Below are 23,806 nucleotides of genomic sequence, written 5' to 3'. Positions count from 1 at the left end.
ATCACTGCTTTACTGAATTAGTTCTACTTCAAGGTTTCAGCCTTGGCAAACACATCATCAATGTTGCCAACCAGATAAAAAGCCTGCTCAGGGATATCATCCAGCTCACCAGAGAGAATCATATTAAAGCCCTTGATGCTTTCTTCGATCGTCACATACTTGCCAGGTGAACCGGTAAAGATTTCCGCCACAAAGAATGGCTGAGACAGGAACTTCTCGATCTTGCGGGCACGAGCCACAGTCAAGCGATCGTCTTCAGACAGTTCATCAATTCCCAGAATTGCAATAATATCTTGCAGTTCTTTGTATCTTTGCAGGGTTTGCTGCACTGCCCGCGCTGTATCGTAGTGCTCCTGGGAGACTACGCCAGGCTGGAGCATGGTCGAAGTAGAGTCAAGGGGGTCAACCGCTGGGTAAATTCCCTTAGAAGCCAAACCACGTGATAGCACCGTTGTGGCATCCAGGTGAGCAAAGGTAGTCGCTGGCGCTGGGTCAGTCAAGTCATCAGCAGGTACATATACAGCCTGAACTGAGGTGATCGAACCATCATTTGTGCTGGTGATTCGCTCTTGGAGATCGCCCATTTCCGTACCCAGGGTAGGCTGATATCCTACCGCTGAAGGCATCCGGCCAAGTAGCGCCGATACTTCCGAGCCAGCTTGGACAAACCGGAAAATGTTATCAACAAATAGCAATACGTCTTGCTTGGCCACATCGCGGAAATATTCAGCCATCGTCAAAGCCGATAGACCAACCCGCATTCTGGCACCGGGGGGCTCATTCATCTGACCATAAACTAGAGCCAGATATTGCAACACACCGGATTCCTTCATTTCGTTGTAGAGGTCATTACCTTCACGGGTACGCTCACCCACTCCAGCAAAGACCGACACACCAGCGTGCTTTTTAGCGATGTTGTTGATTAATTCTTGAATCAATACGGTTTTGCCTACGCCAGCACCACCAAAGAGGCCGATTTTACCACCACGACGGTAGGGAGCCAAAAGATCGATCACCTTAATCCCAGTTTCAAAGGTATTTGGCTTGGTTTCCAGGTCAGTGAAGGCGGGGGAAGAACGGTGAATGGGGAAGCGATCTTCTACTTCGACATCGCCCATTTCATCGATCGGTTCGCCCAGGACATTGAAGATCCGCCCCAAGGTTGCTTTGCCAACCGGAACACTGATCGCTGAGCCAGTGTCGTCTACTTTCATCCCACGCACAATCCCATCGGTGCCGCTCATAGCGACGGAGCGGACGCGATTGTCACCCAGGAGTTGTTGTACTTCACAGGTGACATGGACATCTTGACCGGAAGGGTTTTTGCCACTCACAATCAAGGCATTGTAGATTTCGGGCAAGTCCCCATCAGGGAATTCTACGTCTACTACTGGACCAATGATTTGAGTAACGTAACCAACGTTTGTTTTTTCTGCTGTAGTGACCATGCTTGCTGTATGCTCTAGCCTAATTACTTATACTATTTGCGTTTCTAGTGGAAAGAGTGGAAAGATTTGTGAGCAAGTTGAGAAATATACTGCCTCTGCAACTTTCTAACTTACCTACTATTAAGAGTCAGTTTCTAAGCCTAACCAATCCTCAAAATACCATTGAATGGTGACGTTATGGCGGTTTTGTTTTAGGAATTTGAATTTTTGTGTTTGCCTGACACGTCGTTACTAGATCGCAATCGACCAGGTTAGTTCTGATGCAAGGCGATCGCAGCTTGTCTAGAATTGCAATTACATCTCAAAGATTGAAGATTAACAAATTAAATGAACCTAGCCCTCAAGATCTGAGTAACTAGGCTCTGAAGCAATATTTGAATTTAATGATTAAAAATAATGGCGATCGCTAGCTACCCCACATACTACTCGACATAAGAGAGCAACTGCAGCTAGCCAGTAAAGGCAAAAAATTTATAATTCATATTATGTGCCACTTACTATGCCACAGTTCGATCGGCAATGCTAGAGCACCAAGCTTAAAGGCTTAAACTCCTCAGGATCGTTAACACCAGCAACATTACTGTGGTACTAGAGTTAAGGCACTAGCCCAAAGCGATCGAATCAATGGCTAAGATCGCAATTGAATAATTTGACATAGTTTTGAAATAGCAAAATAGCAATATTACTACTGCAAACCAGCCACTAGGACATGGCTTGAATCACGTAGTCAAAGTAGGGGGCAGCGGTTTCCGCATCATCTTTGCTCATCAAATCCAAAGCCGCATTCTTCAGACAACGGATCGAATCGGCCATACCACCCATTGGTACGCCAAGGGAGTTGTACATCTCACGCGCGCCGATGATCCCAATCTTTTCGATCGGCTCCTTGCTGCCTGAAATCACGCCGTAGGTCACCACGCGGATATACCAGCCAAAATCACGCAAGCACTGGGCTCTTTGCTTTTGACCATAGGCATTGCCACCAGGAGAAATATATTCAGGATGCAGCTTGAACAACTCAGCACTCGACTTTTTGACGATTTTGTCTTCACTTTCAGCTAGTATGCTGGCGATGCGTAACCGCTGTTCACCGGTTTGCATAAAGCTGCTGATGCTCTCTAGCTCATCGATAGTGGGGTATCGGAGCTCGTCGTCTGCTTGGACTAAAACCTGACTAACTACGCTCATAAAACTATGTAACCTTTAATTTAAATTTTTAAGTGCTTGTTTAAGGGATGAAAGTATCTTTATCCAGTTTACAGAATAGTCTACAAGGTTGCCGCCATGATTCTAAAGGCTTTACTTAGATCCCAATATTTAGATCTAATATTGGTGGCTATTATTTAGTTTGAATTATGGCTTATGGTGGGGGGATTGACTAGCATTGCGATTGATTCAGTTAGGTAAGGCGATCGTGCGTCCTAACAATTCTATCTAAATCTCGGAATCGTTGCTCTGAGTGCTTTTGTGACAGATTATGGCAAAATTTCTGGTTTGTTGATTTTTGTTGAGCTGAATTAGGCTGGATGCGATCGCCATGCTCTCCAACCAGATTCGGTTGAGTTTACTTTAAGAGTTGCAGAATATATCAGTGCCCCATTGAAACTAGAGTTAGAATCGATTTAGCTATTTAACTGGCCAGGTTGTGGCCAAATTGCTGAATTAAATTTAGCGATCGGCAGCTAATCTAAAATTTAACATTCTTATAGTGAAGATAGTTAAGTAGTGAAGATAGTTAAGCTTGATTGGTTAGATAAATTTAAATGAATTTGCATCAATGCTTAAAAATATGGGCAATCAGGGGGCAATTGGGGCAAACTTTGAGCATCGCAATCTATGGTGTTGCTCATGGGCAGGATAAGATTTGAGATTTTTTTGGCGGCAGTTTTAACCTTAAATTGGGTAATGCCAATCAATTCGGCTGGAGCATGGGTGAGGATTTTGTAACCGATCGCCAGGGTCTAGTGATTTATAAATCCAAGCGATCTTAGGTATATATAACTTAGCCATGCTTTATCTCTGGTAAATTGCGGGTGGTGGTTTTGGGTAGTTTTAGAAATTTTAGGAGCAAGTATAAATGAGCGGTAATCAAATCAGGCGGCGGCGGATTCAACCCAAATTACACTCAATCCCAGCAAGTAAGTCTGCTTCGGCGATCTATATTCAGATGCACCAGCTAGCCACCGAGCGCGAACGCTTGCACCAGGAGCTAGTCAGAATTAGCGATCGTCAAGATCAAATTATTAAACGCCTGCAGGAATTAGACCAGGGCTTAAATCAATTGGAAACAACTGCCGCAAATAACACAACTGATTTAGACCTTTCGCAAGTTGACCCGGCGGTGGCAGCATTAATTGAAGCCAAGCTCAATCAGTCAGCGCAAACCCAGGCTGATCGTAATCATCGCGCTAATAATTCTAAGGCGACTAATAACAAGCAATCGCAGGCGAAGAAGCGATCGTCAAATAAAGCAAATAATGATCCAAAGAATGATCCAGACTACAGCAGCATGACGATCGAGTATTAAGTATTTATTTAGTATTGATAGTATTGAGCGGTACGGCGCGAATATATTGGTTATGGCAATACATCTGTGCCCAATAGCCGAATAACTTAACTCAAGCTGTAGTTCGGCAAACTCTTATCATCCTTGCAAACTATAACTTGTCGCTACCGAGAAGCGCCTGAGAGCCCTATTTTTTTATTGGCGATCATCGAGATCGCAGAATTGCAGTTGCGCTAACTACTAATGCCCCATTTGGGTGGTAGTAGGACTATCTAGACCTTGTAGGCCGCCATTATCCAGCACAGCTTCAATTACATCCGCCACATTTTGCCAGGTAATATCCTTGCGTTTGAGGATTTCCTGGAGCTTTGATAAGGCCTCATCCTGCTCATCATTAAAGCGCTCAAAGGGTAATGGTGGCAAAAGGCGCACCGGCTCCTGGGCGATCTTACTGACTGCCCGACGCACCACTGCGGCAATTTCATGGGTCATTTCATCTTTGATTTTCTGGCGTAATTTTTTGAGCCCACGATCGCTAGTAGCGTACATCGGTGGCAGGCGATTGAGTGCATAGGCCACCACATCGTCCATATTTAGCTGATCGACCACTTCAGGGTTGAGCTTGGCAATCTGGCGCAATGCCACTGAGGTAACCAGGTTTTCCAAAATATTGCTGTAGTTATAAACAGCACCTGCCATATAAGATTCAAACTCACGAACTTCGCTACTAGCCCGAAAATCTTGCTCGGAGACCCGCACACTGTTATCGCTACTACGCGGCTTATAGGATTTCGATCGCCGTAAATAGGACTTAATATCCTGCACACTACGACGGGCAAAGCTGGCTGGCTGGCGTGGAATTAGTCTAGCCTCTGGTGTAGCGATCGCCGCCGCCACGGCAGGGGGCACATCTTTCCATTTCAAATCATCTCGATCCAAAATGCGTTGTAGCTTGAGCAAAGAACGCGCCTGGCTTTGCAGCTCCGTTGGTGGTAGTGGGTCAGAAGTTCGGAGTGGATCGCGGCGTACCCCCATCAAAGCTTGTCGCACCGCGCTGTTAACCTGATGCTGGAGGCGATCGCGGGCTAGTTTACGCTGTTGAATCCAACCCTTTTGCGTGGTCGCATACATCGGTGGGAGGCGATTCAGTGCATAGGCCACTACCTCACCCATGTTGATGTTGCGCCTTGCATCCTGGCCAAGCCGATTCAATTGAGTATTAATTTCTTCGAGCACTATCTCTTCGATAGCGTTGCGGCAGTTTTCCATTTTATTTGTTACCACTATCGGCCAATCGCTACGGAAAATCTAGATTCAGCAATCAATTCAATTGCTACCGATAGCGAATGTCCAGTCCAGCCCTTAACCCTAAGCCCATAAACTGCTTTATTGCCTATTTATTGCCTATTTTATTGCCCAGGTTCACACACAACTTACAAATTCAATTATCAAACTACCAATCACCCTACTACGTCACCCTGAATAACTCGGCCAATAACCTACTGTGTTAAGTAATCTTACCCACAGCAGACAAATTTGTTAGCTCTGGAGCATTGGCTTTTACCGTCAAAATGCTTAGATGCAATCAATTAAGCCAAATATCCAAATATATTGCCTGCTGAAGCCAGAAACAGAATCCAGAAACAGCCTATTTGGAGCATAGGATCTAACGTCTAATACCCGTCAACTCAAACTGCGATCGCAATATTTAAATCAGACTAACTAGATCAGAATCTAGATCAGACTAATTGGCATGGAGGTATGCGAGTTTCAGATCTTTTAGTTGCCGATCGGGTTTAGCAAGAATTAATCCATAGACATATCACTCACCCTAACTAGCCTCAATTAGCCTCATAAAATACCAGAAAAATACTAGTAAATTTAATGACTTTTTTGATTGTTTTGATTAGTTGGGACTGAGACCATGATTTCAACCATCCTAATGAAATATAAATGATAAGTCCATAGGCATTGGTTGTAACCATAAGTTATATTATCGTTTAATCAGTGATTAAATCTACCATTGATTCTTCCCATTATTCGATTGTCGGCAATAATCATGGCACTGCCTAATTTCAGGATTAATCATGCCAGAGGCAGAAATTAACATCCTTGGTCAATTCAGCTAGCGTTAGCTCCAATTTTCGGCGACCCCAGCCAATGTATAACGCGTTAAAAATAGCCGTGGGTATCCCTGGTGGCTTGCCAAATTCTGATTAATTAGCATAACTATTTGACACATTCGTTTACATTTTCTGCTAATTTAGTTTCATAGGCAAAATATTACTTTAGAAATAGTTTAGATATGACTGTTATATTCCAACTTTTGCTGGCCTTCTTTGTGTTCTTTTCCTTCCTGATGATCGTGGCAGTTCCAGTTGCTTACGCTCTCCCTGGGAACTGGAACCAAACCCGCCCGCTTTTATATATTGGTTCGGCGATCTGGGCAATTTTAGTAGTTGTCCTCGGTGTATTTAATGCATTTGTGACCTAGGTTTAATTCTCAAACTTAATTCTCAAACTTAATTCTCCAGTTTAATTTTTAAAACTCAGCGATCGCTTTTACTGGTCTAACCTGAAAATAGACTAGACCTGCTTTTGAATCGATCTAGACTTAAGTCTGGATTAACTGTTCATGTGTTTGTGTCAGTTACTGAAGTTATGTGGGAGTAGCGACAAGCTTCTCCTTTTATTTGCTTATTTGTCTTATACGTTCTCCATAGCCTTACGCTAAAAGCCGTGCGAGCAGTTGATCTCTCGATCGACCTAATTACCTAATTGTCTGGTTGGGTACTTTGGCTAAATAATGACAACGCTTTGCTACGACTATTGTGTGAATATTGTGTCTGATCGCTTTACCCTATTGTTTTTCACATCCAAGATTAAAAATTAATGGCCGTTTTTGAAGGCAATTTTACCCATACTGAGCATCTCAAGTTTGCGATCGTATCTGGTCGGTTCAACGATCTGATTATGTCTAAGCTGATGCAGGGCTGTAAGGATGCTTTGCAGCGCCATGGCATTAATGTATCGGAAATTGATGGCCAGGTTGATTATGTGCTGGTGCCGGGGAGTTTTGAGACACCGATGATCGCTAGACAGCTTGCCGCCACTGGTAACTATGATGCGGTAATTTGTCTGGGTGCAGTAATTCGCGGCCAAACTCCCCACTTCGATTATGTGGCTGGTGAGGCAGCAAAGGGGATCGCGGCGGCGGCGTTTCAAACTGGTGTACCGATCATTTTCGGGATCATCACGGCCGATACCATGCAGCAAGCCCTGGAACGAGCTGGGATCAAAAGTAACAAGGGCTGGGAGTTTGGTATGAATGCGCTGGAGATGGCTAGCCTGATGCAACAATTGCGGCAATCGGATAATGGGATTGGGTTTGCGCTGCCAGGTGACCGCATGACTGCGATCGCACCGGCTAAAACTGCTGATCCTGGCTAGGTTAGACTCAAACTATTCAAACTGCTGCTCTGTGGGTAACTAAATAATTGCGATCGCTCCTTTGCTAGGATCTGGCTCAAGGCGATCGGCTTATTCTAGTAGTTGCCAATCTGGAGCTGCGCAGATATTTATGCTCCCTGGTTGATCATTTTGATCATTCCTGGGCTCACCTCAAGACTCCATTGTGACCTTAGCGATTTGTTTGCTTAAACCAACCCATGCTAGGCAACATTCGAGAGCCATCCCTAGCAAAAACTTTAAATTAGAGGTTGACTAAGCTGTCTAAGTTTGGCATCATGGTAAAGCTCAAATTAAGAGCAAGCAAAACAAATTAATCAACATGCGGATGTAGCTCAGTGGTAGAGCGTCTCCTTGCCAAGGAGAATGTCGAGAGTTCGAATCTCTTCATCCGCTTTGAGTCTAGACTAATTAGCTAAGCAAACCGTACCAATTCCGTACCAATTATCAGCCAATACAGGTTCTAGTTTACCTGTTGAAATTGCTACAAATCAAATTTACGCTGAGTCTGGATATAGATCGTTGTAGCAATACAGCGTAAGTTATCTTCATCCAAGACAAACTCAGCCATCTCCTCACTGGCTCTGAGGTAGCAGGTTTTGAATAACCGGGTGTGGGATTGAATATAAGCTAGAATCTGACCCTTACGATTCTCTGACTGTTCAGGGGATCGTGGCTGAGCTGAACGATCGCCATTGCCATTATTACTATTGGTTGAATTAATTGCAGGCGCAGCGGCCAATTTATAGCCACCTCGGTTATTATCAACCAACCAGACCATCTGCCCTTTCTTGATTGATTTGAGCAAATCATCATCGGGATTGCCAAAGATTCGGACATCGCCGCATTCTGGGGCAGTAAATAGAGCAGAGATATATTCACCATACTTACCCTGCCTGGGCTGCCCTGTTGGATATTTACAGACAGCCTGAACGATCTGAGTAGAATTAGACATATTTGCCTCCTGAATAAAACAAAGCTCCCACAGGAAATGCAGGAGCTTGATATATGTACATGTAATTAAAAGTCATAATTAGCCAGCTAAAGCCTCGATCAGCTCGGCCTTACGCAACCTAGAGTAATAGCGGATGCCACTACCCACAGCAAGCTGCTTGAGTTGCCTGATATTGAGCATCACCAGGCGATCGCGTAGTGATGCCAGAGCAGATTTGGTCTCAGCAAGTTGATGCATTGCCTGCTCTAGTGGGATCTGCCCACGCATCCCAGCAAGGAATACTTCACGCTCTTGATTGAGCAGAAACTCTCTATAATGCTTGATTTCAGACATATTAGACCTCCGATAAATAGATTAAATAAACAAGTTGAACAGAGAAAATAAATACCTCCTTGACCAATGCCAAGGAGGCTTATGCTGGCTAATTCGGGTAAGCTATAGCCTTCAACCGATAAAGCAATCTAAGGAATTAAATTCAGCAGCTAGATTCATTCCCCTTTGCCCATACGCCCATACGGGCGTAGCTACCAAACTGCACTACGCCCCTGTCGCAAAACTGCCTTCAACCCAATCAATGATCTGGCTAGCCGCCTGCTGGATGCGCTGACCCGAAGCTTTCAGGTTAGCGATCGCATCCTTACCCTGCTGCCAGGAGCAAATGTAGCTAAAGCTGTAATTGCTGGTATCTAGACCAAAATGGTCAAGCACCACAAAAGCGACTGACTCAGCCTCCAACTCTTTTTCAGACCTAGTTGAATGCCCCAGATATTCAGTGCAACTATGCAGCAAACTATGACCAATCTCGTGAGCCAATGTCTTGGCTTTATGCAGTGCTGACAATGTAGGGTCAACGGCGATCTTGATCGGCTTACCAGTGTCGTCATACTGGCAATAACCTCTGGCACCGCTCAAACTGGCCTCCAGGTAAACCGGTACACCATTATCGATACTGAACAACTCCAATGCCTCCCACAGCCCAGCGTCACCACCAGCCAGCGATGTTTCAACCTCAGGTAAATCTTCGCCTTCAGTCTGCGAAATATCGAATACCGAAACAGTCCTGAAGCCAACTAAAGCCCTGGTGCTGGCATCAGGATCGCCAATTTCATCATCAAGCTTACGGATGATCGGTGCCAGGATGCGAATACCCTTCTCACCCTTCCTGACTCTGCGGTTCATTGACTTCCAGGTATGAAACCCGGCCACCCGGGTCGCATGTGGGCACTGCGCCATAATCAACATGCAGTTATTGAACGAGTAATTGTGAAATCTGGACTGGGTGCGCAAGTATTTCTGCCAATCACCAGATTCAAGCAACTCCTGGATACCCAGCTCAAGCTTAGTCAATGCATCAGCTTGCTTCTGTTTGGCTACTTCTGGGTTGGGTGCAAACTTGGTGCGTGCCATATTTATTTCTCCTTGGATTCAGTTAATGTGTCGATGAAGTGCAAAAGAAAAACCCCCAGGTCTTAACCCAGGGGTGATGTATGGTTGTGGATTGATTTGTTGATTAGCCAGCGATTGGCGATCGGTGCTTACAGACTTGGTGCAAGACTCTGCCGAATCTCCTCACGGCTATCCAGATAATCTGCATAAGCCTCTGCCTCGATTGCCTCGCGTTCAGCCTCCGACATGACATAGCGCTGCCAACCTGGATAGTGTTGCTCGATCGCCTCATTGATTGAATCCTTAGTAAGTTGACCCCGATCATTCAATGGGACTCTGACTGTCACATCCTGAATTTCGTGGACAAATTCATCCAACATCTCTTCGAAGTAGGGTTCGATCGTCTGGATACGGATTACCACATTGGTATAGCCACAGTTTGAGCTAGTAGGCTCAGGCTCAGGTGGATTCAACTCACGGGCATCCTGGCGTTCTGCCATTGTTTGAGCCAGGACTTCCAGAGTGGTATCACCAGAGGCAAAGTTCTGTACCTTGGCCTCATATTCATAGCCAGATAAACGTTTTGGCGATCTGACCTGGCAGATTGCCCCATACTTGGAACTGACAGCCCGACAGAACTGATCGGCATCGGTGCGGGTGCGGAAACCAAAGTAGCCAGCTCTGGGGGTAATGTTGATATGCCTGACCTTGCCATTGCGGCGATCCTTGCTGGTGCGGGTCTGATACATGATCGCCACCCGGCCTGTGGTTGTCAGATTGAAGCTGATGTGATGCTCGACGGTCTTGAGAATTTTGACCTCTGAGCCCGATGGAATTGATTTGATATACATGCTACACTCCTGATGAATTAATAATTTGAGTGCAGTGAGTAGTCATGCAAGTCTTACTCATTGCACTTACTTTTCATCAAGCCGAAGGCATATTTAAGCAAAATATTCGCATCAAATCAGGGGCGATCGCCAAGACAGACTCAGCACATCATGATCGCTTCATCGCAACTAGAATTTAATCCGATTGCAACTATAAATAGATTCAGTTAACAGGTGATCCGGTTACCACTTTTGGCGGCGATCACGCCTAAAACCTGCTTGAATCGCTAGAACAGGTATAGAGCTAGCTATAGTCAAAATCCAATTACGACCTGCTCAGGCTCAAATAAGCGGGGGTAGGGCTTTTTTGTTTTTAGGAATCTGAACTCTAGTGGGGGAAGTCACCCCTCCCACATTTTTCAAAAAAATAGAATGCCGATCGCCCAGAATATGAATTTTTAGAGACCGACCAAATTGCACAAAAAGCAGCTTTGATGATGAGAACGCAGCAGTTTAATCAGTACAAAGCTTTACCAGCAGTCTGTGCGGCAATCAGCAACCATACAAAATAGACTATAGCTATTAATAATATCTATAATCATAGATTTAAGTCTATGCTATGCATTCAATTCTATATACCCAGGCTTGTTCATAGATAAGACTCTATAGCTAAAAGTGATATGAGTTGCTTGGGTCTATGGTAAATATATGTTTCTTGCTTGTAGCGGCGATCGGGTGGGGTTGGTTTAGATCTGAGAGTCAGATGTAGTTTCTATCCTAGGATATCCCCTGAAGCGTTTAACATTTGAGCTAAAGTGTTTCTATGTATGGGTTTGGGTTGCCGCCGATCGCCAGTTTTTGTGAGTTTTGTGGTAGTTATGCGGCACGATCCCCCTCAAATCTGCTAATTTTCAGCCACTTTTCTAATCTTCTTGAAATGGCACTTATGTATTTATCCTAATATATTATTGTGTAATAAATAATAGCGTTGTTATCCGCTTGGGCATGTTATTGCTATTTCGCCAGAGTAGAGGATTGCTTGAATATATTAGATAAGATTGTCTTAGAGATGGAATTTATAGGAAACCACATAAATAGTATTAAAGATTTTTATGAAGCTATTTATGGAATTGATAGCCTTTGGGAACTTATGAAGGGCAGGGAAGTTATCTTAAATGTAAAAGAAAATTACTTCCCCAAGAACAGGATAAAACTAATTGATACGAAAACGAACAAAATAGTTGCAAGCGGAAACCTTGAGAAAGGCAGAGTTGTGTCTATAAATTATTTATGTAATTTACTTGTCTCAATTAGAGTAGATTTTATGGGTTATAGGTTGATCAACCCAGAGAATGGTCGCAGTAGACGTATTAGGAAAGAGTACAATATTGAATCTTTCATTCAGTCCTTTATAGAGTTCTTCCCGCCCCTGAATTTGTCAGAAATAAAGAAAATTAATATAGCAATATCGTCTCATAAGCAGGAGCTTGAAAATATACGTCGGCGCGAAGAAGTTGAACGATTAAGTAAACCTTTGTTTGAAGACTTAAAGTATATCTTTGACCAAGATTTCAGTAGTGCTGACTTTTTCTATAACCTCAAATGCGCTGGGATTATAGGTGAGGACGAATACCAGGAGAGAAAGTCGATCTTTGTTCAAAAGTGGATTGCAACTAATTTGAAGTCGGATAAGCCCAATACGCCCGACTTAGAGCAGGCTCGAGCTATTGGGGCTGTCGAAGGCCATATACAAGTGGTCGCGCGGGCTGGCAGTGGTAAAACAGCAACGCTAGTCAATAGGGCGATCTTCTTACAAAAGCACTGCGGAATCTCGGCCGATGAGATATTGCTGTTAGCTTTTAATAAAGAAGCAGCTAGAGAAATTAAAAAGCGCCTAGATAAGCATCTAGAGTCAAACAGCTCTCATCCAATGACCTTTCATTCTTTAGCTTATCGGATTGTTAACCCCAGAGAAAGTCTAATATATGACATCCCTGATGCCGATGAGAAACAAAGTCGAGCTATCCAGGAAGTCATAGATAGATATTTAAAAGATTCTGAATACTATGAAGAAATTCGCCGCATAATGATGACCCGCTTCAATTCTGACTGGGAACGCATAATTTCTGGCGGCTATCTAATGAGCAAAGATGAAATGTTGCGATACCGTCGCTCATTGCCCTGCCTGGGATGGGATGGTACAAACTACAAGTCTTTTGGCGAGAAGACTATTGCGAATTTCTTATTTGAACATAATATTGGGTATAAATATGAACATAACCATACTCGGGGTGACAGGGGTGACACTAGTTACTGCCCTGATTTTACCCTTACAAATAAGGGTATTGTAATCGAATATTTTGGCTTACAAGGTAATCCCGACTATGATGCGATGTCGGATAGAAAAAGAGAATACTGGCAGGGTAAGACTGACTGGCAACTATTAGAACTTAATCCAGACTTATTGAGGGCTGGGAATGTCCAAGCTTTTCGAGATTGGCTTAAGTCATTACTTGAAGGTGCCGGAATAGCTTGTAATGACTGCTTAACTGAAGATGAGATTTGGAAAAAAATAAAAAAACGAGCCATAGATAAATTTACCAAAGCTATGGGCGACTTCATTAAGCGATCCAGGAAGTTAACATACACGCCGGATCAATTGAACGATTTGATTTATCAGCACAAATGTGAAACTGAGGCAGAGGAGCGCTTTATTCACCTGGGCAAAGTATTTTATGAGTCTTATTTAGAAGCGATTAAAGAGCAAGGTGAAGAAGATTTCGACGGACTAATGCAGCGAGCTGCGGAGAAAATAGACTCAGGTCAGACAGTATTCGAGAGCAAATCTGGTTCGCGGGATCTAAAGAAACTCAGGTATATATTCATTGATGAGTATCAGGACTTTTCCGATCTTTTTTATCGTTTGACCATTGCTATAAGGAAACATAATCCTGAAGTTGAATTCTTCTGCGTGGGTGATGATTGGCAAGCTATTAATGGTTTCGCAGGTTCCGATCTCGAATTCTATAAGAAATTTACTGAGTTGTTCGAACCGTCGCAACAGCTCCACATATCAACTAATTACCGCTCACACGAAAGTATTGTCGATATCGGCAATAAATTGATGCAAGGTAAAGGGGAGCCAGCCAGAGCCAATAAGCAAGAAGTAGGAAAAGTTGAGATTGTAGACTTGTCTAAATTTAAGCCTTCTACCGGGGAGTCTGAGAAATTTAGAGCGGGAGACGAATTCACCCAATCGATATTAAGGATAGTTGGTAAAGCTATCGATCAAAATAAGAAGGTTACTCTACTCAGCCGCACAAATAGATTGAGCTGGGAATTAAAGTCTAGCAACAAACTTGATTCTTTTTTGTATTTAATCCGCTTAAAGCTACCGGAAGATCGCAGGAATATGATATCCGCCTCAACCATTCATAAATATAAAGGTGCTCAGAATGATATAGTAATTTTGATCGATTGCGTTGCAAAGTCTTACCCATTAATCCACCCTAATTGGATCTTCAGCCGTATTTTTGGCGACAGTTTAGAGAAGGTAATTGAAGATGAGCGTCGTCTCTTCTATGTGGCGCTAACCCGGGCGGTAGAGCATTTATTCATTATTACTGATTCAAGTAAACAGTCCCCTTTCCTTACTGAGTTGCTAGGGCGTGACTCAATTACTGAAATTGACTGGTCGGAATATCCACTTTTTTCGTGTACTGAAGTAAGAGTAGGCAATCAGGATGATAAAGACAATGATGGTGTATTATTCGTAAAAGATTTGCTGAAAGCTGAGCATTACGAATGGAACGATCGGGCTAAACAGTGGCGGCGCACTTACTTTACTTCAGATTTTTCGATACCTGGTTTTTTGGATAAATATAGCTGGTTGGAGACAGTAGATGGAGTTGAGATCCAATTTCTTGATAACCATGAAAATGTTATTGAAGCTTACATTGTTACAGATGGCAAATTAAAGAAAGCGCCAGCCTACTACAAAAACATCTAAGGTTGAACATTCAACAGAATGAGATGATCTACCGTTCTGATATTTTGAGCCGTTAGATATTTTCGGATCGGTATATCGATCGATAAGGCAAAATTTAATCACTAGTAATAGATACTCAGTCAACCAGGTTAACGGCTGGTGATATTATGATGGCAATCGATAAGTGAAAATTACATAACGATCGATAGGTTAATAAATGATAACAGGTGAGCTTAAGTCCAAGGTCGATCGCCTCTGGACTTCGTTTTGGAATAATGGGATCAGCAACCCGCTGTCGGTGATCGAGCAGATCTCATATTTGCTATTTATTAAGCGGCTGGACGACCTGGAGTTGGTGAAGGAGAAGCGGGCGCAACGGTTGGGTGGTGGTGTTAAGGATGCGATGTTTCCGGCGGACAAGCAGCAATGCCGCTGGTCACATTTCAAGAACCTGAATGATGCTGAGGCGATGCTGGCGATCGTGCGGGATGAGGCATTTCCATTTATTAAGCAATTGGGCGGCACGGATGGCACTAGTGCCTATGCGAAGCACATGCAGGATGCAGTATTTATGATCCCGTCGGCGGCATTGCTGGATAGTGTGGTGCATCAGATCGACAATATCCCGATGGAGGATCGGGACACCAAAGGCGATCTGTATGAGTACATGCTATCGAAGCTGAGCACGGCGGGGACGAATGGGCAGTTTAGGACACCCAGGCACATTATTAAGCTGATGGTGGATTTAACGGCTCCTAAGCCAATGGATTTAATTTGCGATCCAGCCTGTGGTACGGCTGGCTTTCTGGTGGCGGCGGCGGAATATTTGCGCGATCTCAAGGATGAAGATGGTAACCAGGTGATCAATGCGCCGGGGAATCTGGAGCATTATCAATCGGAGATGTTTCACGGGTTCGACTTCGATGCGACTATGCTGCGGATTGGCAGTATGAATTTGATGCTGCATGGGATCGAATCGCCCAAGATCGAGGCGCGGGATTCGTTATCGGAGGATCATGCGGGGGTGGAGGAGGCGTTTACGCTGGTGCTGGCTAATCCACCGTTTAAGGGGTCGATCGAGAAGTCTACGATCGCCAAAGACCTAACCCAAATGATCAAGACGACGAAGACTGAGTTATTGTTTATTGCTTTATTCCTGCGGCTGCTGAAGAAGGGGGGACGGGCGGCGGCGATCGTGCCTGATGGGGTGTTGTTCGGGTCGTCTAAGGCGCATCAGGGTATGCGTAAATCGCTGGTGGAGGAGCATAAGCTGGATGGGGTGATTGCGATGCCTTCGGGGGTGTTTAAGCCCTATGCGGGGGTTTCGACGGCGATCGTTTTGTTTACTAAGGTGGGGGTGAAGTCGGGCGGCACTGATTTTGTCTGGTTTTATGATATGCAGGCGGATGGGTTTTCGTTGGATGATAAGCGGCAATCGATCGAAGAAAATGACATTCCTGACATTCTGGCGCGGTGGCAGGCGCGGGATGCGGCGAAGGATACTGATCGCAAGGATCGGGCTTTTTTTGTACCGAGGGAGGAGATTAAGGCGAATGGGTATGATCTTTCCATTAGTCGGTATAAGGAGATTGAGTATGAGGAGGTGGAGTATGACCCGCCGAGGGTGATTTTGCAGAAGCTGCGAAGCCTGGAGGATGAGATTCGTGGGGATTTGGATGTGTTGGAGGGGTTACTGCGATGAAATGGCAACGCGTAACAGTTGGCTCTATTGCTGAAACAGTAACAAAAGGTACTACGCCAACATCAATAGGGTACAAGTTTACAGATTCTGGAATACCGTTCTTAAGAGTCAATAATATCCAAGAGGGAATGCTAGATACTAGCGATATTCTCTATATTGATGCCAATACAGATAAGGCACTGTCACGTTCTAGGATTAGACCCAGAGATGTATTAATTTCAATCGCTGGGACAATCGGGCGAACTGCTGTAGTTCCACCTGATATTACCTCTATGAACTGTAATCAAGCTGTTGCCATTATAAGGCTTGAAGAGAATGTTGATCCGTTCTACTTCAGTTACTGGCTAAACTCAAGAGATGCATCAGAACAGATATCAGGCTCAAAAGTTACTGCAACAATTTCTAATCTTAGTCTGGGCTGTATAAAAAATCTAAAAGCACCATTACCACCGATCGAAGAACAAAAACGAATAGCCGCGATCCTTGACCAGGCTGATGCAGTGCGGCGGAAGCGGAAGGAAGCGATCGCCCTGACTGAGGAACTGTTGCGATCGGCTTTCCTCGATATGTTCGGCGATCCGGTTACTAATCCTAAAGGCTGGGAAGTAGTTCAGATTGGTGCAATTGCATCTAGGATAACCAAAGGCGAATCACCCAAGTGGCAAGGATATAGTTATGAATTAGAAGGTGTTAATTTTGTAACAAGTGAAAATGTGCTTTGGGGGCAAATTGATATTTCAAGCCCAAAATTCGTTTCTCAGGAATTTCATGACAAACTGAAACGTTCAAAACTTTCTCCAGATGACATCTTAATAAATCTCGTGGGTGCATCTGTAGGTAGAACATGCTTAGTTCCTAGTGAAGTCGTTCCCGCCAATATCAACCAAGCAGTTGCAGTGGTGTCTCTCAATAGAGAAGTTTGCAAACCTGTTTTTCTTTTAAATCAACTTTTGAATCAGTCTATTCAGAAATCACTTTTAGGGCAAGCAGTAGAATCCGCTAGAGCCAATCTTAGCTTAACTAATATTCGTGAATTATCTGTAATTCTTCCTCCATTAAATTATCAGAATCGATGGAAAATACTTTGTGAAAATCAGAAGCAGCTCAATAATAAGGCAATTCTTTCTAATATAAAACTACAGGAACTATTTAACTCCCTCCTCCAAAGAGCCTTCCGAGGCGAACTATAGCAACCCCAAAGCAAGCAAAGACAACAAGGAAGCAACCCATGGCATCTAACTTTGACTTTCTCAAACCCAGTTTCCCCAAGCTATACGATCACTTCACCAAGGCGGAGGAGTTGGTTTTTGCCGCGCCAAGGGCGAGTTGTTTCTATGCGCGGTTTGCCCTGGAGCAGGCGGTTTTGTGGTTATATGCCAATGATCCCTATTTGCAAATGCCCTATGAGACCAGGTTGGGGTCTTTGGTGCATGAGCCGACGTTTAAGAATAACCTTTCTCAAGATTTGTTTGCCAAGGTACGCACAATCCTGAAGGTGGGTAATATGGCGGTGCATGACCCGCGCAATGTGGGCGAGCGGGATGCGTTGCAACTGGTGCAGGAGTTGTTTCATTTTTCCTACTGGCTTGGTCGGTACTATGGTGAGAATGGCAGGCAACTGGGCGAGATTAAGTTTAATCGGGATCTGATTCCTCAGCCCACTGCCACCGGGGTGGATGAACTGAGCCAGCAACAGCTAGAGCAACTAGAGCAACAACTGGATCAGACCGAGCGCATGCGGCAGATCGCCGAGCAGCGGCAGCAACAAACCGAAGCGGAGTTAGAAAGAGTAAAGGCGGAAATTGCCAGGCTCAAGGCGCAAAATCAGGCGATCGCTGATGTTCATGACTATAACGAAGCCGACACCCGCGTCTATTTGATCGATGTGTTGCTGAAAGAAGCAGGTTGGCTGCTGACCGACGAAAACCGCGAAGTCGAACTAGAAGGTATGCCCAACGAAACAGGGAAGGGTTACGCCGACTATGTGCTGTGGGGCGACAATGGTAAACCCCTGGCTGTGATCGAAGCCAAGCGCACTACCCATAGCCCCGATCGAGGCAAGCAGCAGGTAAAGCTCTATGCCAATTGCCTGGAGGCTAAATATGATCAGCGTCCGGTGATGTTTTATACCAATGGCTATAGCACCTATATCTGGGACGACAAAAGCTACCCACCCCGTCAGATCCAGGGGTTCCTGCGCCAGGAAGAATTAGAATCGATTATTTTTCGCCGCACCCACCGCAAGCGCCTGCACCTGCTGCAAACCAATGATGAGATCATTAACCGCAGCTACCAAAAGGAAGCGATCAGCAGTATTGCCAAGAGCTTCGACGTAAAGAAAATGCGTAAAGCCCTGCTGGTAATGGCCACTGGCACAGGCAAAACCCGCACCGCGATCGCCCTGGTCGATTTGCTCAAACGTGCCAACTGGGTCAAACGGGTGCTATTCCTGGCCGATCGTAATTCCCTGATCACCCAGGCCAAACGCGCCTTTAGAAGGCATCTACCCACCGTTACCGCCACTACCCTTAAAAAGACTAACAGAGCTGATATTGAGGCCGCTAACGTCATTTTAGCTACCTATCCGAGCATGTTCAATGCGATCGATCGGATTGAAGGGGGCGAGCGATTGTTTGGCTCTGGCTATTTCGATCTGGTGATTGTTGATGAAGCCCACCGATCGATATATCAGAAATACAAAGCCCTGTTTGAATATTTCGATGCCCTGCTGATTGGCCTGACTGCCACGCCCAGGGATGAGGTCGATCGGGACACCTATGAAGTATTTGCCCTGGAACAGGGTGTACCCACCTTTGCCTATGAACTGGGTGATGCGATCGCTGATGGTTACCTGGTGCCTGCTCTGGGTGTGGACGTACCGTTTAAATTTCTGCGCTCTGGCGTTAAATTCAGCGACCTCTCGCCAGCGGAGCAACTAGAGTATGAAGCCAAATTCCGCGATGAAGATACGGGCGAAGTCCCCGATCAGGTCAATGCCGCTGCAATCAATCAGTGGCTATTTAATAAAAACACGGTCGAGCAAGCCCTGGAGCTATTAATGGAGCAGGGGCTAAAGGTGGAAGGTGGCGATCGGCTTGGCAAGACAATTATTTTTGCCCGCAACCATAGACATGCCGAGTTTATTGTGGATTGTTTTGATGCCAACTACCCCCACTACAATGGGGAATTTGCCCGAATTATCGATAGTCATGATAAATATGCCCAGAGCTTATTAGATGAATTCAGCGATTCCAAAAAGCAACCGACGATCGCTGTCTCAGTCGATATGCTTGATACTGGCGTGGATGTGCCGGAAGTAGTTAACCTGGTATTTTTCAAGCCTGTATATTCGCGGGTCAAATTCAACCAGATGATCGGTCGGGGTACTCGCCTCTGCCCCGATCTATTTGGGGTTAACAGGAATAAAACTGAGTTTTTTGTATTTGACCTTTGTGGCAATTTCGACTTCTTCAACCAGGACATTGCCGACAAACAGCAGCGATTGCCGGAAACCCTTACTACTAAGCTGGTTAAACAAAGGTTAGCACTAGCTCAACTGCTAAGCCAGACTGATGCAAATGGCGATCCAATCCCCGGCAACCAGGAACTACGCGAGAACCTGCTTAATGACTTGCACCTGCATGTTGATTCCATGCCCCAGCATAACTTTATGGTGCGCCGCCAGTTAGAGTATGTAGAAGAGTTTGCCAACCGCGATCGCTGGAATAACCTCAGCGATGAAGATACCGAAATAATAGTCGATCGCCTGGCCAAGTTGCCCAATGGCCTACCCAGTGAAAACCACCTAGCCAAGGAATTCGATCTACTTTGCTTGCGAACTCAACTGGCACTGATTAACCAGACCAACGATTTCGAGCGGCTCCGTGACAAGATCCGCGATCTCCTGGCTCGGCTCGAACAAAAGCGGGATATACCTATGGTTAAGACACAATTAGCCTTAATTACCGAAGTTCAAAATGAATCATGGTGGATCGATGTTACCCCACCGATGATCGAACAGGTTAGGTTAAACCTGCGGGAACTGATCAAATTTATCGACAAGCAACAGCAGGAGATTGTCTACACCGATTTTGCTGATCAGATGGGCGAGGTTGAACTGGTAGACGTGCCTACCAAATCAACTGGGTTTAGCCGAGAACAGTATAAGAAGAAGGTTGAAACCTATATCAGAGAAAATGATAACCACACGGCGATCGCCAAGATTAAGCGCAATTTACCCCTCACTGAGGCCGATCTAGCCGCCCTCGAAGATATGCTATTCAAGCCAGAGGTGATTGAAAGCCAGGAGCGGTTTAATGAAGTTTATGGCGAAGAGCGGAGCCTCAAGCTATTTATTCGTAAGTTAGTTGGTCTGGATCGCAGTGCAGCTAAGCAAGCTTTCTCACGTTACTTACAAACTGGTAACTTCAGCGCAGCTCAGATCCGCTTCGTCGAAACTATCATCGATTACTTAACCCAGCATGGGGTAATGGACCCAGCGCAGCTATATGAGCCACCATTTACCAACCTGCACCAGTATGGCCTGGATGGGCTGTTTAGCACTGATATCGACGCAGATAATATTGTTGAAATAGTACGTTCATTCAATAAGCCAGTTGATGCTGACTACAATACTGCTTAGGGCGATCGCAACCAGGTTAATGAAGCGGCAATCAGATCTTACGCCAACTCTAGGGACTACCCATAGTGATCAATATCTGTGCAAAGTATTTACCCTAGTACCTGACCAATGAAGTTACGAAGGGTAGCGATTGTTAAGCAATACCCTGCTCGATCGGGATATACCAATCAAAATTAAATTGGTGGGCTACTAGAGCATAGTTTTGAATTCTGCCCTAGCAGAAACAGCAGCCTATTTATATGTTGGAACTTTTGCCCAGTAATGCTTGCGAGGGAAATTACCCACATAGTGCTAGGTCACTGCTAGGGGTATGCTAGGGCAGTGGGAAAAGCGTATATCCCTTACTGCGCATAGCTTTCGAGTAAGTGCTAGGGATACTAGGGCAAAGATCGTCAACTTTTACTGCACGCTGGCCACACACCCCACACTACTAAGGAATATCCTAGTTTTCTTAAAATACCCCTAGCACACCTAGCATACTGTGGGAAACCAGAGCCAGTATCGTTTTCAGCCGCTAGGGGTATTGTTGAATTACCCCTAGCACTGGTCTAGCACCCCTAGCATTGGGTCAAGGTTCTACCTCTTTTACCCACACTGTCTGTTGTTTGCCATCAACCCTGCGATTTTTGGAACTAAAACCCAAATTTCTGATGCATTTACGGATTGCCTTAACATCCTGAGGTGTGTGGGTGCCAGTTTCTTCCTTAATCCTTTTGAGGCAGCGATCCAGATCTGATTGAGTTAGCTCGGTTTTATCAGCCACAAATTTATCAACCTCATGCAGCCAAGGGTGCACAGCTCTGTAACCACTGTTAAACTCGTGAGAGAGCTGCTGTTCCTCGCTTGTGAGCCACCACTGCTCACCCTGCCGATAGAACTTGACGGCTGCTGCCCAGATTAGATCTCTGTTTGCTCTGACAAATTCTAGATCAATAGGCTTTTCAATGGGAATAACCCAGAATCGGCGATCGCCAGTTGCTTCATCGCCTAGAAAGTCGCTTCGATTTGTGGTGCCGACAATCACACCTCTGCGCTTGTATAGCTTACTCTCTCTAGCATAAGGTTTGCGAATATTATCCTCACGGCAGGAGACAAATGCTTTCATGCTTGAGCTGTCATTTTTTGCTAACAATGAGTCCGCCTCACTCCACTCAGTGATCAGAGCATGATGCATCTTGAGTAATTGATCCTTGTCTTTGATGCTGCCCATGTCATCACAGAACCATTCAGGATATTTACACATTTTGGCGAATAACATTGACTTACCTAACCCTTCCTTGCCCTGAAGTATAAGGATCGTATCCATCTTGCAACCTGGGTCAAACACTCTGGCCACGACCCCAATTAGCCATCTTTTAAGATAAATATAGTAAATGGGATCGACAACACCAAACAGCTTAACTGCGAGTCCATTGATGACTTGATCTGGATCAATATCTTCAGTTGCCAACAGATTGAAATACTCTTGGACAGGATGATAGGAGTTATTCTTAGCAATAGAGGTAATGCTGTTCCATGCGTCGCTCTGACTTAATGTAACTCCCAGAGTATTGGCCAACCACAATCGTGCCGAATCCTCTTCAAATAGCTGCCCATCCAGTTCAATTGCAGACTTTAACTCGTTATATCGCAGCCGACCACTAAGGGCATATTCGATCTCAGCGTAGTTTTTGGCAAGTTCAGAAGAGTTAGATCTGGTGGATGTAGGACTGGCATCATCATACAATTTTGGATAATATCCATACTTGTTGAGCTTCGTCCAACAGGCATCATCACCACCTTGATAGTGGCAGCTTGGCATGCAACTAGGATCAATGGTTTTGATGATTCGGTTAATTCGATCAGAGTCAATACCTAGCTTGGAACCCGCCTCATGAGCAAGATAACTCAAATCATTAGAATGCGGGATACCATGCCTATGACAGAAGTTCTGCCAACCAACCAGTTCATTCAATAGGGCTGCTAGCGAACCAGATCGATCATTACTAATATCAACTCCAGCAATCACTTTTTTTGCATTCTCGGAAATGATCTCTATTAGAGGGACTACTCTGCTATTTCCACTAATATTGATAGATGCATGGGATATTAATTTTTCAGGCTCGTTATTTTGGTTATCCAGATCGACCAGATTAGAACTTTTGACATTATCGATCTGTTTGCTTTTTCCAGTTTTACCACTGTATTGGTAGATTTCAAGTTCATCAAACAGTATTGGTTCGTAACTATCAGTAATCTTTTCATACCGACCATTTTGACCAACAGTAGGAGCTAGAACAGCGAATCTGCCTACACCAATTAGTTCGCCAACATGTTCTCCGTCAGGGCTCAGACTGAAATTAGTAAAGTCAGGTGGATTATCACCACAATCAACCAATACTCTGCATCCACCGCTTTGCGTTCTCTCAACCCAGTAATTCTCGTAGTTAGGGATAAGCTCCTTGAAGGCAGCTTCACATTTGTCTGGTGAATCAAAATGCTTAGCATCCAGGTCGAGCCATCTGTACCTAATAGATCCCAGGGCTCCAATACCTACATCGGCATGGGAGAACCACTCCCTTAGCTCATCTTCGGTAGGCATCCGATCGTGGTATTCAGAATGCTTGATATTTTCAATCTCACCAGCAGAATTGATGAAACTAGGGTTCTTATGCCCTGGCGCTACTGGCAGTGCTGGGAGGCTCAAAAATTGAAGCTCAGCAATTATTTTAGAAATTTCTGGCCTGATCGTACTTGGCTTGGTATTGGCATCAGATCTGGGACGCTCTTCTGCAAGAGTACTTGCTTTAATCATAGTTGTTCCTCAATATTTTTAAATTGAGGAAGCTATTTATGCTCTTTAACCAAATAGTCAGTCGATCATGCACTAAATATATCTACA

General features: G+C 44.8%; 16 protein-coding genes and 1 tRNA gene. 9 read left to right on the top strand and 8 right to left on the bottom strand.

Annotated features, from left to right (window positions below; genetic code table 11):
* Positions 1-23: 23 nt before the first annotated feature.
* Positions 24-1,448 (bottom strand): F0F1 ATP synthase subunit beta, encoded by a 1,425-nt coding sequence (gene atpD / locus PSE7367_RS04390; RefSeq protein ID WP_015164157.1) that lies wholly within the window; start codon positions 1,446-1,448, stop codon positions 24-26.
* Positions 1,449-2,150: 702 nt separating this feature from the next.
* Positions 2,151-2,636: an allophycocyanin subunit alpha-B gene (locus tag PSE7367_RS04385; RefSeq protein WP_015164156.1), complete on the bottom strand. Its 486-nt coding sequence runs from the start codon at positions 2,634-2,636 to the stop codon at positions 2,151-2,153.
* Positions 2,637-3,525: 889 nt separating this feature from the next.
* On the opposite strand from PSE7367_RS04385, the gene PSE7367_RS20145 reads away from it, so the two are divergent.
* Positions 3,526-3,975 carry a hypothetical protein gene (locus PSE7367_RS20145; protein ID WP_015164155.1) on the top strand — a complete coding sequence of 150 codons (450 nt, stop codon included), beginning with the start codon at positions 3,526-3,528 and terminating at the stop codon, positions 3,973-3,975.
* A 219-nt stretch (positions 3,976-4,194) separates the two neighbouring features.
* Here the strand turns inward: PSE7367_RS20145 and PSE7367_RS20140 are convergent, their stop codons facing one another.
* Positions 4,195-5,223: a late competence development ComFB family protein gene (locus PSE7367_RS20140; RefSeq protein WP_015164154.1), complete on the bottom strand. Its 1,029-nt coding sequence runs from the start codon at positions 5,221-5,223 to the stop codon at positions 4,195-4,197.
* A gap of 1,036 nt (positions 5,224-6,259) precedes the next feature.
* On the opposite strand from PSE7367_RS20140, the gene psbZ reads away from it, so the two are divergent.
* The 3 genes from psbZ (at position 6,260) to PSE7367_RS04360 (ending at position 7,818) form a co-directional block, all read left to right on the top strand.
* Positions 6,260-6,448 carry a photosystem II reaction center protein PsbZ gene (gene psbZ / locus PSE7367_RS21030; protein WP_015164153.1) on the top strand — a complete coding sequence of 63 codons (189 nt, stop codon included), beginning with the start codon at positions 6,260-6,262 and terminating at the stop codon, positions 6,446-6,448.
* Positions 6,449-6,846: 398 nt separating this feature from the next.
* Positions 6,847-7,404, top strand: coding sequence for a 6,7-dimethyl-8-ribityllumazine synthase (ribH, locus tag PSE7367_RS04365; RefSeq protein ID WP_015164152.1), 558 nt, complete (start codon positions 6,847-6,849; stop codon positions 7,402-7,404).
* Positions 7,405-7,746: 342 nt separating this feature from the next.
* Positions 7,747-7,818 (top strand) — tRNA-Gly (locus tag PSE7367_RS04360).
* A gap of 88 nt (positions 7,819-7,906) precedes the next feature.
* Here the strand turns inward: PSE7367_RS04360 and PSE7367_RS04355 are convergent.
* The 4 genes from PSE7367_RS04355 to PSE7367_RS04340 all read right to left on the bottom strand — a co-directional run bounded on the left by PSE7367_RS04355 (position 7,907) and on the right by PSE7367_RS04340 (position 10,614).
* Complete coding sequence (locus PSE7367_RS04355) at positions 7,907-8,377, bottom strand: hypothetical protein (RefSeq protein WP_015164151.1); 471 nt, start codon at positions 8,375-8,377, stop codon at positions 7,907-7,909.
* A 78-nt stretch (positions 8,378-8,455) separates the two neighbouring features.
* Positions 8,456-8,710 carry a Rho termination factor N-terminal domain-containing protein gene (locus PSE7367_RS04350; RefSeq protein WP_015164150.1) on the bottom strand — a complete coding sequence of 85 codons (255 nt, stop codon included), beginning with the start codon at positions 8,708-8,710 and terminating at the stop codon, positions 8,456-8,458.
* 204 nt (positions 8,711-8,914) lie between these two features.
* Positions 8,915-9,784, bottom strand: a complete 870-nt coding sequence (locus PSE7367_RS04345) for an ArdC-like ssDNA-binding domain-containing protein (RefSeq protein WP_015164149.1) — start codon at positions 9,782-9,784, stop codon at positions 8,915-8,917.
* Positions 9,785-9,912: 128 nt separating this feature from the next.
* Positions 9,913-10,614 carry a hypothetical protein gene (locus PSE7367_RS04340; protein ID WP_015164148.1) on the bottom strand — a complete coding sequence of 234 codons (702 nt, stop codon included), beginning with the start codon at positions 10,612-10,614 and terminating at the stop codon, positions 9,913-9,915.
* Positions 10,615-10,658: 44 nt separating this feature from the next.
* Between PSE7367_RS04340 and PSE7367_RS22890 the strand changes: the two genes are divergently transcribed.
* The 5 genes from PSE7367_RS22890 to PSE7367_RS04320 all read left to right on the top strand — a co-directional run bounded on the left by PSE7367_RS22890 (position 10,659) and on the right by PSE7367_RS04320 (position 20,925).
* Entirely contained in the window at positions 10,659-10,793 is a 135-nt protein-coding gene (locus PSE7367_RS22890) for a hypothetical protein (RefSeq protein WP_264314170.1), read from the top strand.
* An 839-nt stretch (positions 10,794-11,632) separates the two neighbouring features.
* Positions 11,633-14,602 (top strand): UvrD-helicase domain-containing protein, encoded by a 2,970-nt coding sequence (locus tag PSE7367_RS04335; RefSeq protein WP_051037869.1) that lies wholly within the window; start codon positions 11,633-11,635, stop codon positions 14,600-14,602.
* Positions 14,603-14,798: 196 nt separating this feature from the next.
* Entirely contained in the window at positions 14,799-16,283 is a 1,485-nt protein-coding gene (locus PSE7367_RS04330; RefSeq protein ID WP_015164146.1) for a type I restriction-modification system subunit M, read from the top strand.
* A complete protein-coding gene (locus tag PSE7367_RS04325) occupies positions 16,280-17,473 on the top strand; it encodes a restriction endonuclease subunit S (RefSeq protein ID WP_015164145.1) in 1,194 nt (397 codons plus the stop codon). The genes PSE7367_RS04330 and PSE7367_RS04325 overlap by 4 nt, the downstream gene beginning before the upstream one ends.
* 38 nt (positions 17,474-17,511) lie before the next feature.
* Complete coding sequence (locus PSE7367_RS04320; protein WP_015164144.1) at positions 17,512-20,925, top strand: DEAD/DEAH box helicase family protein; 3,414 nt, start codon at positions 17,512-17,514, stop codon at positions 20,923-20,925.
* 568 nt (positions 20,926-21,493) lie between these two features.
* Here the strand turns inward: PSE7367_RS04320 and PSE7367_RS04315 are convergent.
* Entirely contained in the window at positions 21,494-23,719 is a 2,226-nt protein-coding gene (locus tag PSE7367_RS04315) for a VapE domain-containing protein (protein WP_015164143.1), read from the bottom strand.
* Between the last annotated feature and the right edge of the window lie 87 nt (positions 23,720-23,806).

Origin of the sequence: Pseudanabaena sp. PCC 7367 (assembly GCF_000317065.1) — a bacterium.
Taxonomy (GTDB): domain Bacteria; phylum Cyanobacteriota; class Cyanobacteriia; order Pseudanabaenales; family Pseudanabaenaceae; genus Thalassoporum; species Thalassoporum mexicanum.
Note: the sequence above shows the minus strand (reverse complement) of the source record. Positions and strands in the feature narration are given on the sequence as shown.